We start from the raw sequence: 17726 nt of genomic DNA on the forward strand, positions 1-17726 counted from the left end.
ATTGTCATGGCTGAATTACTGTTAGGGGTCAATATTGACCATATCGCGACCTTGCGTAACGCCCGCGGCACCGCTTACCCGGATCCGGTTCAGGCGGCTTTCATTGCCGAACAGGCCGGCGCCGACGGCATAACCGTGCATCTGCGCGAAGACCGCCGCCATATCACCGATCGCGATGTGCGTATCCTGCGCCAGACGCTGCACACCCGCATGAACCTTGAAATGGCGGTCACCGAAGAGATGCTGACGATCGCCTGTGAAACCAAACCGCATTTCTGCTGCCTGGTGCCGGAGAAGCGTCAGGAAGTGACCACCGAAGGCGGACTGGACGTGGCCGGCCAGCGCGACAAGATGCGTGATGCCTGTCAACGCCTGGCGGATGCCGGCATCCTGGTCTCCCTGTTTATCGATGCGGATGAAGCGCAGATCAAAGCGGCAGCGGACGTTGGCGCGCCCTATATCGAAATCCACACCGGCTGCTATGCCGATGCTAAAACCGACGCCGAGCAGGCGAAGGAGCTGGAACGTATTGCCAAAGCGGCCACCTACGCCGCCAGCCTCGGCCTGAAGGTCAATGCGGGTCACGGTCTGACCTATCACAACGTGAAAGCGATTGCTGCGCTGCCGGAAATGCATGAGCTGAATATCGGCCACGCGATTATTGGCCGGGCGGTAATGAGCGGCCTGAAAGAGGCGGTGGCGGAAATGAAACGTCTGATGCTGGAAGCGCGCGGCTAATGGCCATCCTCGGGCTGGGTACCGACATCGTCGAGATCGCCCGCATCGAGGCGGTGATCGCCCGCAGCGGCGATCGCCTTGCCCGCCGGGTGCTAAGCGACCATGAATGGAGCATCTGGGAGCAGCACCAGCAGCCGGTGCGTTTTCTGGCGAAACGCTTTGCGGTCAAGGAAGCGGCGGCGAAAGCGCTGGGGACCGGGATCCGCAACGGGTTGGCCTTTAATCAGTTCGAAGTTTACAACGATGAGCTGGGCAAGCCGAAGCTGCGGCTATGGGGTGAGGCGCAACGGCTGGCGGAACGACTGGGGGTGAGCCATATTCATGTCACGCTCGCCGATGAGCGCCATTACGCCTGCGCCACGGTGATTGTCGAAAGCTAAGCCGGGAAGCGGTTAAATTTTATCCGCGTGGTGCATCAGAACGAATTTATCCCACAGCTGTTCTTCATTCTCGACGTGTGCCGGATCTTTCAGAATGGTATTTGGGATCGGGCACACCTTCTGGCAGGTGGGCGTGTCGTAATGGCCCACGCATTCGGTGCAGCGGTCGCTGTTAATTTCATAAATGCTGTCACCCATCGAAATGGCCTCATTAGGGCACTCCGGCTCGCACATATCGCAGTTGATGCATTTTTTGGTAATTAACAGCGCCATCAGGAAAATCTCAGAAACAACACAAACAGGGCGGGCATTATACGCCCATTTTCTGCTCAGACCAGCTTTTTCACCAGCGCTTCGCTATGGCGAATGCGCTCCGGCGCCCGCTCCAGATCCTGCTGCACCAGCCCCATAAACAGCAGGTCGGTGAGCATCATTTGCGCGCTGGTGGAAGAGATGGCCGCGCTGCGCGTCGCCTGCTCTTCGGCGATGGTGTACAGGCAGTGGGTCGCCTGCTGCTGCAGGGCGTTAGGGCTAAAGCCGGTGATCGCCAGGATCCTGGAGCCCACGCGCAGCGCTTCACCGGCCGCCATATTGATCTCCCGACGCTCGCCGGAGTAAGAGATCGCCAGCAGCAGATCGTCGCTGGACATGGCCTGCACCGTCGCCAGCAGGGCGTGCATATCCTGCTCCGAAACAGCATTAACGCCGATCTTCATCAGCTTCCAGCTAAAGTTACGCGCTACCAGGCCGGACGCGCCAATCCCGGTGACGATCACCCGCCGGGCGTTGCGCAGCAGCGTGACGGCTTCCCGCAGCGTCTCTTCAGTGTTGACGTCCAGCGAGGCATGCATGGCGGCGACATTGTCTTTAATGAGTTTCTCGCCCACCAGACGCAGCGGGTCGTCACCGCGAATGTGGTTATGTACCGGAACGGAGTGCGGATCCGGGCTGCTGGCCAGCGCTTCACTCAGCGCCAGCTTCAGCGCCGGAAAGCCTTTGAACCCCAGTTTCTGGGAAAATTTAACCACGCTGGACTGACTCACACCGGCTTCCACCGCCAGCTGTTGCGAGCTGAGGTGCCGGGTGTCATCGGGTTGGCTCAGAATAAAATCGGCCAACTTTTTGTCGCTCGCCGCCAGGGTGGGATAGCGCTGACGAATACGCGTTAAACAGTTCATTGGAGCTCCGCTGGAGCCGTCCGGCTCGTGTCTGACAGAATTTTTATTCGATTATAAGGGGTATACCACGAATTAAAAATTCATAAGCCACAATTTTTCCTTCGCCTGCTAATTTAATTCTTCCTTAACGGCAGGGATGTTTTCCCTCTTCATGGCATAAGACTGTTAAGCTTACCCTAACGAGAAGCGAATCCTGAGAGAAGGAGGCAGTTTGCAGCACAGTGAACGGAGAGTGGTGTTTTTCGATCTGGACGGAACCTTGCATCAACAGGATATGTTCGGCAGTTTTCTGCGCTACCTGCTGCGCCATCTGCCGCTGAACCTGCTGCTGGTGGTGGCGATGGGGCCGGCGATCCTTGCCGGGTTGGCGGTGTGCGGGCGGGCGGCGCGCTGGCCGATGAGCCTGCTGCTGTGGGCGTCAACCTTTGGCCGTCGCGAGGCGGTACTGAAGCGGCTGGAAGCGGAGTTTGTCGGCTGGTTTCGTCATCATGTGACGGCGTTTCCGGTGGTTCATGCGCGGCTGACGGCCTACCTGACCAGTACCGATGCCGACGTCTGGTTGATCACCGGCTCGCCGCAGTCGCTGGTGGAACAGGTCTATCGCGATACCCTCTGGCTGCCGCGGGTGAATCTGATAGCCAGCCGCACCGCGCGCCGCTGGGGCGGCTGGGTATTGACCCTGCGCTGCCTGGGCCATGAAAAGGTGGTGCAGCTGGAGAAAAAGATTGGCGCTCCGCTGCAGCTGTATAGCGGCTATAGCGATAGCGAGCAGGATAACCCGTTGCTCGGCTTTTGCCAGCATCGCTGGCGGGTCACCCCGCAGGGAGAGCTGCAGCAGCTGGAGTAATAGTGTGTAATTGATAGCTCCCATGTATAATGCGCCCCGCTTTTTCTGCTGGAGTGGCTGCTGTGTCTGACCTCGAACTCAATGATGAATACTGGATGCGTCATGCCCTGACGCTGGCGAAGCGCGCCTGGGAAGAGGGCGAGGTGCCGGTGGGCGCGGTGCTGGTGCATAACAATCAGGTCATTGGCGAGGGCTGGAACCGGCCGATAGGCCGTCACGACCCCACCGCCCATGCGGAAATTATGGCCTTACGCCAGGGCGGGCTGGTGCTGCAAAACTATCGCCTGATCGACGCCACGCTGTACGTGACCCTCGAGCCCTGCGTGATGTGCGCGGGCGCGATGGTGCACAGCCGTATCGCCCGCCTGGTGTTTGGCGCCAGGGATGCCAAGACCGGCGCCGCCGGCTCGCTGATGGATGTTCTGCACCACCCGGGAATGAACCATCGGGTTGAGATTAGCGAAGGCGTGCTGGCGGGATCCTGCTCTGCCATGCTGAGCGACTTCTTCCGCTGGCGGCGGGAAGAGAAAAAAGCGCTGAAGAAAGCCCGGGAGCAGAACGGGGAAAGTTAATACAGGTGGCCGGGGAGTTTCATCCGGGCATTATCCATCTGTTTATCGGCGCGAAACTTGAAAAAGGGCAGGGTGGTCTCCTGCGGCTGTTCGAGCTCATTGGGGAGCACCGCCGGGTAATCCTCCGCCAGGGCCAGCGTTTGCTGCTGCTGGCGCTCCTTTTCTGACAAATAGCCGACAAGGCTTATCTGATATTTGCGGATGTTTTCCACATAAGCGTAGGCCTCATGGCCGCGGGCATAGCCGTATTTAAGTTTGCTGTAATAGGGTTTCTGGCTCAGCAGGGGTAAACGCAGCTTAACGTCTGCCCAGCTGTTGGGATTGCCTTTCTGTTTGCGGGTGAGCGCCATGGCGTCCAGCATATGGGCATAGCCCATATTGTAAGCGGCCAGCGCAAACCAGATGCGTTCATCTTTCGGGATCGAATCCGGCACTTTATCCATCATATCCTGTAGATAGCGCATACCGCCCTCGATGCTCTGCGCCGCATCGGTCCGGTCAGTCAGCCCCAGACTCTGCGCCGTATTACGCGTAAGCATCATCATGCCGCGCACGCCGGTAGGCGAGGTGGCCTGCGGATCCCAGTGGGATTCCTGCCAGGCGATGGCGGCCAGCAGGCGCCAGTCGATCTCGCGGGCGTACTTTTCAAACAGCGGCTGCACCTCCGGAAGAATGTTTTCCACCGCGCGCAGGAAGGTGCGGGTATCGACATAATCGAAATCGTTGCCGTGGCCGAGGTACTTCTCTTCCAGGCGCGCCAGGGTGCCGTCTTCATTAATATTGTTGAAGAAATCAAGCATCGCCGCCGACAGCGAATTATCGTCGTCCCGAGCGCTGAACCAGGTGACCGGCTGTTCGTCGGTGATATCGAGGGCTACCGCCAGCTCCGGATGGACGCGCTGAAACAGGCTGACGGCCACCGAGTCGGCGATGGTGTAATCGAGTTTGCCGTCAATCACCGCCTGCATCAGCGCGGTGGTGCCGCGCTTTTCGTCCACGCGCCAGGCAAGATCCGGGTATTTCTCCGCTTTCAGTACCTGCAGGTCGTTGATCGCCACGTGACCCGGGGCGATGGCGAGCTGCTCGGCGGTCAGCGCCGCGAGGCTGCGCGGCCGGGTATTGCCGACGCGATAGACCAGCTGTTGGGAAACGGAGTAGTAGCCAGGGCCGGCCTGGTAGTTTTTCACCCGCTCCTGGTTATAGACCAGCCCGGCGGCCAGCATATCGGCCTGACCGTCGTCGAGGTCGTCAAACAGCTGGCTGATGTTCTGGCGGACGGTTATCTTAAGCGTCACGCCGAGGTAGTCGGCAAACTGCTTCGCCAGTTCGTAGTCCAGGCCGAAGGTTTTATTGTTCATGGTGGTGAAGGTCATCGGCGAGTTGATGGTGCTGATGCGTAACTCGCCGCGAGCGATAATGCCCGCCACCCGGTTCTCCGGTTTACCGGACCAGGGGATCGACGGCCACAGGGCAGCCGCCAGCAAAAGGGTGACAATGCCGATGAGCAGATAATTAATCTTTAATTTTTTCAGCGCGTTAATCTTCTGCAGCTTCAGGTTCCTCAGCAGGCGATGTCCGGAAAAAACGCAAGGTTGTCGTCGAATGAGCGGCATTCTGCTTAAGAATGCGCCAGTTGGCAACTTATTCGCGATGGACGTCACATTTATTGATAAACAGCATCAATGATTTTATTTCTACGCAAACGGTTTCGTCGGGGCGCAGGATTCACTATAATGACGCCCGTTTCCCCCCCTGGCTCACCCTGAAAGCTTCGAAGACGAGAGACTTATGATGGAAATTTTGCGTGGTTCACCTGCACTGTCGGCATTCCGTATTAATAAACTGCTGGCACGATTTCAGGCGGCCAACCTTCCGGTAAGCGCCATATATGCCGAGTATATTCATTTTGCCGATCTGAACGCCCCGCTGAGCGCTGACGATCGCGAGCGCCTGGCGCGACTGCTTAAGTATGGCCCGAGCTTAAACAGCCATACCCCGACCGGTAAATTACTGCTCGTGACCCCTCGCCCTGGCACCATCTCTCCCTGGTCTTCTAAAGCTACCGATATCGCCCATAACTGCGGCCTGGCTCAGGTTGTGCGTCTGGAGCGCGGCGTGGCGTATTATGTTGAAGCCTCGACCCTGACCGAAGCGCAGTGGGCTGCGGTGGCGGCGGAACTGCACGACCGCATGATGGAGAGCGTCTTCGACGCGCTGGAAGCGGGCGAAAAGCTGTTCGCTCACCATCAGCCGACGCCGGTGACCAGCGTTGACCTGTTGGGCGAAGGGCGTCAGGCGCTGATTGACGCCAACCTCCGTTTGGGGCTGGCGCTGGCAGATGACGAAATTGACTACCTGCAGGACGCCTTTACCCGTCTGGGACGCAATCCGAACGATATCGAGCTGTATATGTTCGCCCAGGCGAACTCAGAGCACTGTCGTCACAAAATTTTCAACGCCGACTGGATCATCGACGGCGAACAGCAGCCGAAGTCGCTGTTCAAAATGATCAAAAACACCTTCGAAAAAACGCCGGACTACGTCCTGTCGGCCTATAAAGACAACGCCGCGGTGATGGAAGGGTCTGAAGTGGGGCGCTATTTTGCCGACCACCAGACCGGACGCTATGACTTCCATCAGGAGCCGGCGCACATTCTGATGAAGGTGGAAACCCATAACCACCCGACGGCCATCTCCCCATGGCCGGGCGCGGCAACCGGCTCCGGCGGCGAAATCCGCGATGAAGGCGCCACCGGCCGCGGCGCGAAGCCGAAAGCGGGCCTGGTGGGCTTCTCGGTTTCCAACCTGCGCATCCCGGGCTTCGAACAGCCGTGGGAAGAAGATTTCGGCAAGCCGGATCGCATCGTCACCGCCCTGGACATCATGACCGAAGGCCCGCTGGGCGGCGCAGCGTTTAACAACGAATTTGGTCGCCCGGCGCTGAACGGCTACTTCCGCACCTATGAAGAGAAAGTCACCAGCCATAACGGTGAAGAGCTGCGCGGCTACCACAAACCGATCATGCTGGCCGGCGGTATCGGCAACATCCGCGGCGAGCACGTGCAGAAGGGCGAGATTACCGTCGGCGCGAAGCTGATCGTGCTGGGCGGTCCGGCGATGAACATCGGCCTCGGCGGCGGCGCGGCCTCTTCCATGGCCTCCGGCCAGTCCGATGCCGACCTCGATTTCGCCTCCGTCCAGCGTGACAACCCGGAAATGGAGCGTCGCTGTCAGGAAGTGATCGACCGCTGCTGGCAGCTGGGCGACGCCAACCCGATCCTGTTTATCCACGACGTCGGCGCCGGCGGTCTCTCCAACGCCATGCCGGAGCTGGTCAGCGACGGCGGCCGCGGCGGTAAATTCCAGCTGCGCGATATCCTGAGCGATGAGCCAGGCATGAGCCCGCTGGAGATCTGGTGTAACGAATCGCAGGAACGTTATGTCCTGGCGGTCGCCCCGGAGCAACTGCCGCTGTTCGACGAGCTGTGCCGCCGCGAGCGCGCGCCTTATGCGGTTATCGGCGAAGCCACCGCCGAGCAGCACCTGAGCCTGAGCGACAGCCACTTTAACGATCAGCCGATCGATCTGCCGCTGGACGTCCTGCTTGGCAAAACGCCGAAAATGACCCGCGACGTGCAGACCCTGAAAGCCCAGGGCAGCGCGCTGGATCGCCAACCGATTACCATCGCCGATGCGGTTAATCGCGTTCTGCACCTGCCGACGGTGGCCGAGAAAACCTTCCTCGTGACCATCGGCGACCGCACCGTGACCGGCATGGTCGCCCGCGACCAGATGGTCGGCCCGTGGCAGATCCCGGTGGCCAACTGCGCGGTCACCACCGCCAGCCTCGACAGCTACTACGGCGAAGCGATGGCGATGGGCGAGCGCGCCCCGGTTGCTCTGCTGGACTTCGCCGCCTCCGGCCGTCTGGCGGTTGGCGAAGCGCTGACCAATATCGCCGCCACGCAGATTGGCGAGCTGAACCGCGTGAAGCTGTCGGCTAACTGGATGGCCGCCGCCGGCCACCCGGGCGAAGACGCGGGTCTGTATGAGGCGGTGAAAGCGGTGGGCGAAGAGCTGTGCCCGGCGCTGGGCCTGACCATTCCGGTCGGCAAAGACTCAATGTCGATGAAAACCCGCTGGCAGGAAGGCAGCGAGCAGCGTGAGATGACCTCTCCGCTGTCGCTGGTGATCTCCGCCTTCGCTCGTGTCGAAGATGTTCGTCATACCGTCACGCCGCAGCTCTCGACGGAAGATAACGCCCTGCTGCTGATCGACCTCGGTAAAGGGCACAACGCGCTGGGCGCGACGGCGCTGGCGCAGGTCTATCGCCAGCTCGGCGACAAGCCGGCTGACGTGCGCGATGTCGCGCAGCTGAAAGGCTTCTGGGATGCGATGCAGGCCCTGGTGGCGCAGCGTAAACTGCTGGCCTACCACGACCGCTCCGACGGCGGCCTGCTGGTCACCCTGGCGGAAATGGCCTTTACCGGCCACTGTGGACTGGAAGCGGATATCGCCGCGCTGGGTGACGACCGTCTGGCGGCGCTGTTCAACGAAGAGCTGGGGGCGGTGATTCAGGTCCGCGCCGCAGACCGTGAGGCAGTGGAAGCCATTCTGGCGGTTAACGGCCTGGCGGACTGCGTGCATTACCTCGGTAAAGCGGTCGAGGGCGATCGCTTCGTGCTGACCGCCAGCGGTCAGACGGTGTTTAGCGAAAGCCGCACCACCCTGCGCATGTGGTGGGCGGAAACCACCTGGCAGATGCAGCGTCTGCGCGACAACCCGGCCTGCGCCGATCAGGAGCATGAGGCGAAAGCCAACGACGCCGATCCGGGCCTTAATGTGAAGCTCTCGTTTGATATTAATGACGACGTCGCCGCGCCGTACATTGCCACCGGCGCGCGTCCGAAAGTGGCCGTCCTGCGCGAGCAGGGGGTGAACTCTCACGTTGAAATGGCGGCAGCCTTCCATCGCGCCGGCTTTGACGCCATCGACGTGCATATGAGCGACCTGCTGGCGGGCCGCACCGGTCTGGGCGATTTCCATGCCCTGGTGGCCTGCGGCGGCTTCTCCTACGGCGACGTGCTGGGGGCAGGCGAAGGCTGGGCAAAGTCGATTCTGTTCAACGAGCGCGTGCGCGATGAGTTCGCGACCTTCTTCCATCGTCCGCAGACCCTGGCGCTCGGCGTGTGCAACGGCTGTCAGATGATGTCCAACCTGCGCGAGCTGATCCCGGGCAGCGACCTGTGGCCGCGCTTTGTGCGCAACCAGTCTGACCGCTTTGAAGCGCGCTTCAGCCTGGTGGAAGTGACGCAAAGCCCGTCTCTGCTGCTGGAAGGCATGGTTGGCTCACAGATGCCGATTGCGGTCTCCCACGGCGAAGGGCAGGTGGAAGTGCGCGACAGCGCGCATCTGGCCCAGCTGGAGAGCAAAGGTCTGGTAGCGCTGCGCTTCGTGGACAACTTCGGCAAAGTGACCGAAACCTATCCGGCGAACCCGAACGGTTCCCCGAACGGTATCACCGCGGTGACCAGCGAAAGCGGGCGCGCGACCATCATGATGCCGCACCCGGAACGCGTCTTCCGCACCGTAAGCAACTCCTGGCACCCGGAAAACTGGGGCGAAGACAGCCCGTGGATGCGTATCTTCCGCAACGCGCGTAAACAGCTGGGTTAATCTTCCCGAAGCGTGTCTCGCGAACGTATCGGCCCCCTGCTCAGGCAGGGGGCTTTTTTTTATCTGTGACGGCCGGCACGCCAGGGTGTCGGGAATCACCGACAACTGGCATATTGCAGTGTCGCCAAAAGGCGACACTTAAGTTGTTGATTTAAATGATGAGTAACCTGGGGCATATTTAGTGTCGCTAATCGGCGACATCATGGATAAAAAGTATACAGCGCTGGAATGGTTGGATTTTATGGTGAAAGTCATATATATCAACGTGTTAATAAAATGTTTTGAAAGATGGCATAGTTCATGCATAATATTAACCAGTGGCTCATTCACCTTCTTATGTCAGCCCCTTCGGGACGCGCTACATAAACTTCGAATGACGCACAAACAGGTGCCTGCCGTCCAACTCCTGATAACAGCCTGGCTTTATCAGACATCGGGCGAAACGTCGAGTAAGGCACCGCCTCATTTCTCAACAAAGCCAGGCCTTGCGCCTGGCTTTGTTGTTTCTGCGGCGCCGTGGCGACGGGTATCGCTTTTCTCCGCCGCGCTCCTCAGTTAGCATCGACCAGAGCTAATGATTGAGACCACACCCTTGAAGCGACTCTCTCTTTTTCCCCGTTCGCTGCGTCAGCTGGTGACGCTCTCCTTTGTGCTGATCCTGCTGCCGTTGCTGGTGCTGGCCTGGCAGGCCTGGCAGAGCCTCAATGCCCTCAGCGCCCAGGCGGCGCATATCAACCGCACTACGCTGGTCGATGCCCGCCGCAGCGAGGCGATGATCAATGCCGCGCTGGAGATGGAGCGCAGCTATCGCCAGTACTGCGTGCTGGACGATCCGACGCTGGCGCGCGTCTATCAAAACCAGCGGCAGCGCTACAGCCAGATGCTGGACGCGCACGCCGGCGTGCTGCCGGACGAGAAGCTCTGGCAGGCGCTGCGCCAGGATGTCAGCGATCTGGCGCAGCTGCAGTGTAACAACAGCGGCCCCGACGCCCAGGCAGCCGCCAGACTGGAACTGTTCGCCAGTAATAACAGCGACATGGTCCAGGCGACCCGGGCGGTGGTCTATTCCCGCGGCCAGCAGCTGCAGCAGGAGATTGCCGAGCGCGGCCAGTTTTTCGGCTGGCAGGCGCTGGTGCTGTTTCTGCTGAGCCTGGCGCTGGTGCTGCTTTTTACCCGCATGATCATCGGCCCGGTGAAAGGCATCGAAAGAATGATCAACCAGCTGGGGGCAGGGAAGTCGCTGGACGACGCGGCATTGTTTACCGGCCCGCGCGAGCTGCGCTCGGTGGGCAAGCGCATTATCTGGCTCAGCGAGCGCCTGGCATGGCTGGAGTCGCAGCGGCATCAGTTTCTTCGCCATCTGTCGCATGAGCTGAAAACCCCGCTGGCCAGTATGCGTGAAGGCACCGAGCTGTTGGCCGACCGTGTCGCCGGGCCGCTGACGCCGGAGCAGCAGGAGATCGTCGAGATCCTCGACAGCAGCAGCCGCAACCTGCAAAAGCTGATTGAACAGCTGCTGGACTACAACCGCAAACAGGCCGACGGCCCGGTAGCCCGGGAAGAAGTGGACCTGGTGGAGCTGGTGGAAAACGTCGTGGCGGCGCACAGTTTGCCCGCGCGGGCTAAACTGATGCATACCGAGCTGGCGCTGCGGGCGCGGCATTGTCTGGCAGAGCCTGCGCTATTGATAAGCGTAATGGATAATCTCTACTCCAATGCGGTGCACTATGGCGCTGAATCCGGTAACATTCGTATCCATAGCTACCGGCACGGAGAGCAGGTGCGTATTGATGTCGCCAACAGCGGCGAACCGATCCCGGCCGCGGAAAAGAATATGATTTTTGAGCCCTTTTACCAGGGGAGTCACCAGCGTAAAGGGGCCGTAAAAGGCAGTGGACTGGGGTTAAGCATCGCCCGCGACTGCGTCCGTCAGATGCAAGGGGAGCTCAGTCTGGTTGACGCCCCCGCCGGGCAGGTCTGTTTTCGCATTACGCTTCCCTCAGCGCCGGAATAATCCAACTAATGAATCGATATCGGGGAACTATGTCCCAATTCCTGGCCTGGCGCCGTTCCCTTAGCGGATGGCTGCTCTCAGGCATTGCTTGTCTGACGCTGGCGGGGTGTTCCGCCGGCTTCTCGCCGCATAGTGCGGAAGGTGCCGCCGCCCCCGGGCAGGCGCAGCATCAGGTGGCCGATTTTGTCGCGGTGGACTGCGCCGATATCTGGGCGCACAGCAGCGATGCCAGCGACAAAAACCCCCTCTACTGGCTGCGGGGCATTGACTGCGCCGATCGTCTCGCGCCGGCGCAGGCGCGAGCGGAGGCGAAACGCCATACCGACGACAGCTGGCAGGACGCGTTCCGCCGCGGCATTCTGCTTGCCGATGCCAAAATTACCCCTGACGAGCGCCGCGAGCTGGTGGCGCGTCTCGACACCTTCAGCCCGCAAATCGCCGTTCAGGTCCGCCCGCTGTATCAGCTCTGGCGCGACGGGCAGACCCGTCAGCTGCAGCTGGTGGAGGAGCGAGCCCGCTACGCGAAGCTTCAGCAGTCCAGCGATAGCGAGCTGGAGACGTTGCGCCAGCAGGAGCAGTCGCTGCGCGAACAGCTGGAGTTGACCACCCGTAAGCTGGAGAATCTGACGGATATTGAACGCCAGCTCTCCAGCCGCAAGCCGGGCGGCAATTTCGGCAGCGAAAAAGTGCCGGAGGTGATCCATGACGATCCGTAAACCGGCGCGTTTGCTGCTGGTGGATGACGATCCGGGGCTGCTGAAGCTGCTGGGCATGCGCCTGGTCAGCGAAGGCTATAGCGTGGTCACCGCCGAGAGCGGCCCGGAAGCGCTGCGCGTGCTGGGGCGTGAGAAGGTGGATCTGGTGATTAGCGATCTGCGGATGGATGAAATGGACGGTCTGCAGCTGTTCAGTGAGATCCAGAAGGGGCAGCCCGGCATGCCGGTGATCATTCTCACCGCCCATGGCTCGATCCCCGACGCGGTGGCGGCCACCCAGCAGGGCGTCTTCAGCTTCCTGACTAAGCCGGTTGATAAAGACGCCTTGTATCAAGCCATTGATGAGGCGCTGGAGCAGCGCTCGCCAGCCACCGACGAAGCCTGGCGTCAGGCCATTGTCACCCGCAGCCCGCTGATGCTGCGCCTGCTCGAGCAGGCCGGGATGGTGGCGCAGTCCGACGTTAGCGTGCTGATTAACGGCCAGAGCGGGACCGGGAAGGAGATAGTCGCCCAGGCGATCCACAACGCCAGCCCGCGTCATGACAAGCCGTTCGTGGCGATTAACTGCGGCGCGCTGCCGGAACAGCTGCTCGAGTCCGAACTGTTCGGCCATGCGCGGGGCGCCTTTACCGGCGCGGTCAGCAACCGCGAAGGGTTATTCCAGGCCGCCGAAGGCGGTACGCTGTTTCTCGATGAGATTGGCGATATGCCGGTCGCCCTGCAGGTGAAGCTGCTGCGCGTCCTGCAGGAGCGTAAGGTACGCCCGCTCGGCAGCAACCGCGATATCGAGATCAACGTGCGGATCATCTCCGCCACCCACCGCGACCTGCCGAAGGCGATGGCTCGCGGCGAGTTTCGCGAAGATCTGTTCTATCGCCTCAATGTGGTTAACCTGAAGATCCCGCCGCTCTCCGAACGCACGGAAGATATTCCGCTGTTGGCCAACCATCTGCTGCGTCAGTCCGCCGATCGCCATAAGCCGTTCGTGCGGGCGTTTTCCAGCGATGCGATGAAGCGGCTGATGGCCGCCAACTGGCCGGGCAATGTGCGCCAGCTGGTGAACGTGATAGAGCAGTGCGTGGCCCTGACCTCGTCGCCGGTGATCGGCGATGCGCTGGTGGAGCAGGCGCTGGAGGGCGAGAACACCGCCCTGCCGACCTTCGTGGAGGCGCGCAATCAGTTTGAGCTGAACTACCTGCGCAAGCTGCTGCAGATTACCAGGGGCAACGTCACCCATGCCGCGCGGATGGCTGGACGCAACCGCACTGAATTCTATAAGCTGCTGTCGCGCCATGAGCTCGACGCCAACGACTTTAAAGAGTAGCTCCGCAACATAGCGCAAGTTATGATACGGTAAGCAACCGGTTACGCGACTAAGACAGGAACACCATGAAAAAGATTGATGCGATTATTAAACCTTTCAAACTGGATGACGTGCGTGAAGCGCTGGCCGAAGTCGGCATCACCGGGATGACGGTAACGGAAGTGAAAGGCTTTGGCCGCCAGAAAGGGCACACCGAACTCTACCGCGGCGCGGAGTATATGGTGGATTTTCTGCCGAAAGTGAAAATTGAAATCGTGGTGACCGACGATATCGTCGATACCTGTGTGGATACCATCATCCGTACCGCGCAGACCGGCAAAATCGGTGACGGTAAAATCTTTGTCTTTGATGTCGCGCGCGTGATTCGTATCCGTACCGGCGAAGAAGACGACGCGGCGATTTAACGCTCGCCGCTCGCTGTAGTATTGCCGGGTGGCGCTGCGCTTACCCGGCCTACAAATCCCCGCGTCGTCGGGGCTTACAGCACCTTATGCGGCCCGAAGCATTCGTAATGAATGTTGCCGCTGCTCACGCCCAGATCTACCAGCTGCTTCGCGGCAAACTGCATAAACGCCACCGGGCCGCAGAGATAGAACTGCATTTGCGGGTCGCCGATCTTGCCGGCCAGGGCCGTTAAATCCATCAAACCTTCGCTATCAAACGCGCCGGATTCACGGTCCGCTTCGCTCGGGCTGCGATACCAGACGTGAGATGTAAACTTCGGCAGGGTTTCACCCAGCGTTTTAACTTCGTCCGCGAAGGCGTGCACGTCGCCGTTCTCTGCCGCATGGAACCAGTTCACCTGACCCTGATGGCGGCTCTTCGCCAGCGCATCCAGCATCGCCAGCATCGGCGTTTGCCCGACGCCGCCGGAGAGCAGAGTGACCGGCGTCTGCGGTTCAACGTTAAGGAAGAAGTCCCCGGCCGGAGCCGCCAGATAGACCACATCGCCTTCGCTGGCATGGTTATGCAGCCAGCTGGAAACCTGGCCGCCTTCTTCGCGTTTAACCGCGATGCGGTAGCCCTTGCCGTCCGCTTTGCGGGTCAGGGAGTACTGGCGAATTTCCTGATATTCGAAATCTTCCGGCTTCAGCCAGATGGCCAGATACTGGCCAGGCTGGTAATCGGCGACCGGCTGGCCGTCGACGGGCTCGAGCTCAAAGCTGGTGATAAGCTGGCTGCGCGGGGTTTTCTTCACGATGCGGAACGCGCGGGTCCCTTCCCAGCCGCCGGTTTTACTGGCGTTTTGCTGATAGATCTCGGCTTCGCGGCCGATAAAGACGTTCGCCAGCACGCCGTAAGCTTTCCCCCAGGCATCAAGGACTTCCTGACCCGGGCTGAACATTTCATCGAGGGTCGCCAGCAGATGGCTGCCCACGATGTTGTACTGCTCCGGTTTGATCTGGAAACTGGTGTGTTTCTGGGCGATTTTTTCCACCGCCGGCAGCAGGGCGGGCAGGTTATCGATATTGCTGGCGTAGGCGGCAATGGCGTTGAACAACGCTTCTCGCTGGTCGCCGTTGCGCTGGTTGCTCATATTGAAGATCTCTTTGAGCTCCGGGTTATGCGCAAACATACGATCGTAGAAATGGGCGGTTAATTTTGGTCCAGTCTCTACCAGCAGGGGGATGGTGGCTTTGACCGTAGCGATGGTTTGAGCGTCGAGCATAGCGTGCTTCCTTGTGTGTTACTTTAATGATGTATTTTAAATGCATCTTAAGGAAATAACCCTGCGTTGTAAATGGTTCTTTAACACTTTCCGCCGTTGCAGTTACAACATGAAGAATTTGCATCACAATCCTGAAAAGAAATCCGTTGATACTGAGAGAGGCGTTATTGCTCAAAGCCTTGTGTCATGCGGAGCCAAACGTTTGCGTAAAATCCTTTGTCAAGACCTGTTATCACAGAATGATTCGGTTATACTGTGGGCCGTTGTCCAATCGGACCGCCTTTTTAGGCCGAAATTTTATTGTTAGCTGAGTCAGGAGATGCGGATGTTAAAGCGTGAAATGAACATTGCCGATTATGATGCCGAACTGTGGCAGGCTATGGAGCAGGAAAAAGTACGTCAGGAAGAGCACATCGAACTGATCGCCTCCGAAAACTACACCAGTCCGCGCGTGATGCAGGCGCAGGGCTCTCAGCTGACCAACAAATATGCTGAAGGATATCCGGGCAAGCGTTACTACGGCGGCTGCGAATATGTCGACGTGGTTGAGCAGCTGGCTATCGACCGCGCGAAAGAGCTGTTCGGCGCTGACTATGCTAACGTCCAGCCGCACTCCGGCTCCCAGGCTAACTTTGCCGTCTACACCGCGCTGCTGCAGCCGGGCGATACCGTGCTGGGGATGAACCTGGCGCAGGGCGGCCACCTGACTCACGGCTCTCCGGTTAACTTCTCCGGCAAACTGTACAACATCATCCCTTACGGTATTGATGAGTCCGGCAAAATTGACTATGACGACATGGCGAAGCAGGCTCAGGAACATAAACCGAAGATGATCATCGGTGGTTTCTCCGCTTACTCCGGTATCGTTGACTGGGCAAAAATGCGTGAAATCGCTGACAGCATCGGCGCATACCTGTTTGTCGATATGGCGCACGTGGCAGGCCTGATTGCCGCTGGCGTGTATCCGAACCCGGTTCCGCATGCTCACGTCGTGACCACCACCACCCACAAAACCCTGGCGGGTCCGCGCGGCGGCCTGATCCTGGCGAAAGGCGGTAGCGAAGAGCTGTACAAGAAACTGAACTCTGCGGTATTCCCTAGCGCGCAGGGCGGCCCGCTGATGCACGTTATCGCGGCGAAAGCGGTGGCGCTGAAAGAAGCGATGGAGCCAGAGTTTAAAGTTTACCAGCAGCAGGTTGCGAAAAACGCCAAAGCAATGGTGGAAGTGTTCCTGAACCGCGGCTACAAAGTGGTGTCTGGCGGTACTGAGAACCATCTGTTCCTGCTGGACCTGGTGGATAAAAATCTGACCGGTAAAGAAGCTGACGCTGCCCTGGGCCGCGCCAACATCACCGTCAACAAAAACAGCGTGCCGAACGATCCGAAGAGCCCGTTCGTAACCTCCGGTATCCGTATCGGTTCTCCGGCAGTGACTCGCCGCGGCTTTAAAGAAGCGGAAGTCAAAGAGCTGGCTGGCTGGATGTGTGATGTGCTGGACAATATCAATGACGACGCGGTCATTGAGCGCGTGAAAGGCAAAGTCCTGGATATCTGCGCCCGCTTCCCGGTTTATGCGTAAGCGTTAGCGTTGACATCAAAAAGGCCGCGTTTGCGGCCTTTTTTGCGTCTGGAGATTAGCGGCGGTCGAGCGAAATCGCTCCGGGGCCGGTTACCGCCAGCAGCAGGAAAGCGCCGGCGATGCTGACGTTTTTCCAGAAGTTAATCATGTTCGGCAATACCGCATCGCCAGTCATATCCCAGTAGTGATGGCCAATCACCGCGGTGCCCAGGGTGTAGAAGATAAAGATGACCGCCAGCGGGCGGGTGAAAAAGCCCAGCACAATTAAAATGGCGGCAGGCACCTCCATAATGACGGCGATAATCGCCGCCAGGGTCGGCATCGGCGCGCCGGAGGCGGCCATGTACTGCACCGTACCGTCAAAGCCCAGCAGTTTGGGGTAGCCAAAAAGAATAAACAGAACTACCACGGCGATGCGGGCGATAAGCAGTAGCAGAGAGCGGGATGCGCCAAAATCAAAATAGCGGAGTGTGTTCATAATCAGCTCGTTATGAGAGAAGTGTCCTTTAAACGTAATACACGTTTTTGCTTCCCGCCACGTTAGTTCTGGCAACATCCCCGGTCCGCTGAACAACGAAATTACCGCATTTTTAACGGGACGCTTTCATCGCATAGCGTTTCGGCGTTCACCGCTTGACCACTCTGGATGAGCTTGCGCAGCGTGCGGATCTCGCGACCGTGATTGAGGGTGACCGCGCCGGTTAACACGCCGTCCGACAGCTGGAACCAGATCGCTTTGCGATCGGCGGGCGCTCCCCGACACCACCGCTGCCTGTTGGATGGCGCTGTTTAATTCTGGTGACAACGAATCTCATTGGCAGGGGCGGGGGCACTTTGATACCCGGTTATATGAATAATTTTAATACCGTACAGGGGGGCGGGTTAAAGGCGAAGCACCGATACTGGCGTTGTTAATGGCGTGGAAAAAGAGCGAACTAAAGCCCGCCCTAAATGATTATATTGAGCTAGCGCATCTACGGCCCATACCGGACGACAACTCAAAAAGTAGTATTTTTTTGAATGTGTCTATTGT

15 protein-coding genes and 2 pseudogenes are annotated in these 17726 nt (G+C 59.3%); 11 read left to right on the plus strand and 6 right to left on the minus strand.

From position 1 onward, the window contains the following. Positions 1 to 6: 6 nt before the first annotated feature. Both pdxJ and acpS read left to right on the plus strand, forming a co-directional pair. On the plus strand, positions 7 to 738 hold the full coding sequence (gene pdxJ, locus ABLV52_RS18005; protein WP_004201834.1) for a pyridoxine 5'-phosphate synthase: 732 nt from the start codon (positions 7 to 9) through the stop codon (positions 736 to 738). Continuing rightward, complete coding sequence (acpS, locus tag ABLV52_RS18010; protein ID WP_004201835.1) at positions 738 to 1118, plus strand: holo-ACP synthase; 381 nt, start codon at positions 738 to 740, stop codon at positions 1116 to 1118. Before pdxJ ends, acpS begins: the two co-directional genes overlap by 1 nt. Before the next feature lie 12 nt (positions 1119 to 1130). Here acpS and ABLV52_RS18015 read toward each other — a convergent pair whose 3' ends face one another. Continuing rightward, positions 1131 to 1391, minus strand: coding sequence for a YfhL family 4Fe-4S dicluster ferredoxin (locus tag ABLV52_RS18015; protein ID WP_023290665.1), 261 nt, complete (start codon positions 1389 to 1391; stop codon positions 1131 to 1133). 56 nt (positions 1392 to 1447) lie between these two features. Then, on the minus strand, positions 1448 to 2296 hold the full coding sequence (locus tag ABLV52_RS18020; protein ID WP_348890714.1) for a MurR/RpiR family transcriptional regulator: 849 nt from the start codon (positions 2294 to 2296) through the stop codon (positions 1448 to 1450). Positions 2297 to 2507: 211 nt separating this feature from the next. On the opposite strand from ABLV52_RS18020, the gene yfhb reads away from it, so the two are divergent. Together yfhb and tadA are read left to right on the plus strand one after the other, a co-directional pair. After that, the gene (gene yfhb / locus ABLV52_RS18025) at positions 2508 to 3143 is read left to right on the plus strand and encodes a phosphatidylglycerophosphatase C (protein WP_017900418.1); all 636 of its coding nucleotides are present in this window, start codon (positions 2508 to 2510) and stop codon (positions 3141 to 3143) included. Positions 3144 to 3205: 62 nt separating this feature from the next. Further along, a complete protein-coding gene (gene tadA / locus ABLV52_RS18030) occupies positions 3206 to 3715 on the plus strand; it encodes a tRNA adenosine(34) deaminase TadA (protein ID WP_023290663.1) in 510 nt (169 codons plus the stop codon). Here the strand turns inward: tadA and mltF are convergent. Then, the gene (mltF, locus tag ABLV52_RS18035) at positions 3712 to 5328 is read right to left on the minus strand and encodes a membrane-bound lytic murein transglycosylase MltF (RefSeq protein ID WP_255988912.1); all 1617 of its coding nucleotides are present in this window, start codon (positions 5326 to 5328) and stop codon (positions 3712 to 3714) included. The two genes, tadA and mltF, sit on opposite strands and share 4 nt — an antisense overlap. A gap of 175 nt (positions 5329 to 5503) precedes the next feature. Here mltF and purL point away from each other — a divergent pair, with 175 nt between their 5' ends. From purL to glnB, 5 genes are all read left to right on the plus strand, one after another. Then, positions 5504 to 9391, plus strand: coding sequence for a phosphoribosylformylglycinamidine synthase (gene purL, locus ABLV52_RS18040; RefSeq protein ID WP_064157320.1), 3888 nt, complete (start codon positions 5504 to 5506; stop codon positions 9389 to 9391). A 592-nt stretch (positions 9392 to 9983) separates the two neighbouring features. Further along, positions 9984 to 11405 (plus strand): HAMP domain-containing sensor histidine kinase, encoded by a 1422-nt coding sequence (locus ABLV52_RS18045; protein ID WP_348890743.1) that lies wholly within the window; start codon positions 9984 to 9986, stop codon positions 11403 to 11405. A gap of 29 nt (positions 11406 to 11434) precedes the next feature. Then, the gene (gene qseG / locus ABLV52_RS18050) at positions 11435 to 12121 is read left to right on the plus strand and encodes a two-component system QseEF-associated lipoprotein QseG (protein WP_049013880.1); all 687 of its coding nucleotides are present in this window, start codon (positions 11435 to 11437) and stop codon (positions 12119 to 12121) included. Beyond that, a complete protein-coding gene (glrR, locus tag ABLV52_RS18055) occupies positions 12108 to 13445 on the plus strand; it encodes a two-component system response regulator GlrR (protein ID WP_023290658.1) in 1338 nt (445 codons plus the stop codon). Before qseG ends, glrR begins: the two co-directional genes overlap by 14 nt. A gap of 65 nt (positions 13446 to 13510) precedes the next feature. After that, positions 13511 to 13849, plus strand: a complete 339-nt coding sequence (glnB, locus tag ABLV52_RS18060) for a nitrogen regulatory protein P-II (RefSeq protein WP_002914032.1) — start codon at positions 13511 to 13513, stop codon at positions 13847 to 13849. A gap of 74 nt (positions 13850 to 13923) precedes the next feature. Here glnB and hmpA read toward each other — a convergent pair whose 3' ends face one another. After that, positions 13924 to 15114, minus strand: coding sequence for an NO-inducible flavohemoprotein (gene hmpA / locus ABLV52_RS18065; protein WP_048298024.1), 1191 nt, complete (start codon positions 15112 to 15114; stop codon positions 13924 to 13926). Between the two features lie 325 nt (positions 15115 to 15439). On the opposite strand from hmpA, the gene glyA reads away from it, so the two are divergent. After that, complete coding sequence (gene glyA / locus ABLV52_RS18070; protein WP_002914027.1) at positions 15440 to 16693, plus strand: serine hydroxymethyltransferase; 1254 nt, start codon at positions 15440 to 15442, stop codon at positions 16691 to 16693. A 55-nt stretch (positions 16694 to 16748) separates the two neighbouring features. Here glyA and ABLV52_RS18075 read toward each other — a convergent pair whose 3' ends face one another. Further along, positions 16749 to 17171: a DoxX family protein gene (locus ABLV52_RS18075; protein ID WP_023290656.1), complete on the minus strand. Its 423-nt coding sequence runs from the start codon at positions 17169 to 17171 to the stop codon at positions 16749 to 16751. Between the two features lie 101 nt (positions 17172 to 17272). Next, positions 17273 to 17458 (minus strand): annotated as a pseudogene (locus ABLV52_RS18080) (oxidoreductase C-terminal domain-containing protein); the annotation flags it as partial. Between the two features lie 27 nt (positions 17459 to 17485). Here ABLV52_RS18080 and ABLV52_RS18085 point away from each other — a divergent pair. Next, positions 17486 to 17661: pseudogene (locus ABLV52_RS18085) on the plus strand (transcriptional regulator); the annotation flags it as partial. Positions 17662 to 17726 lie beyond the last annotated feature (65 nt).

It is taken from the genome of Klebsiella sp. GB_Kp056, assembly GCF_040064755.1.
In the GTDB taxonomy this organism is placed as follows: domain Bacteria; phylum Pseudomonadota; class Gammaproteobacteria; order Enterobacterales; family Enterobacteriaceae; genus Klebsiella; species Klebsiella quasipneumoniae.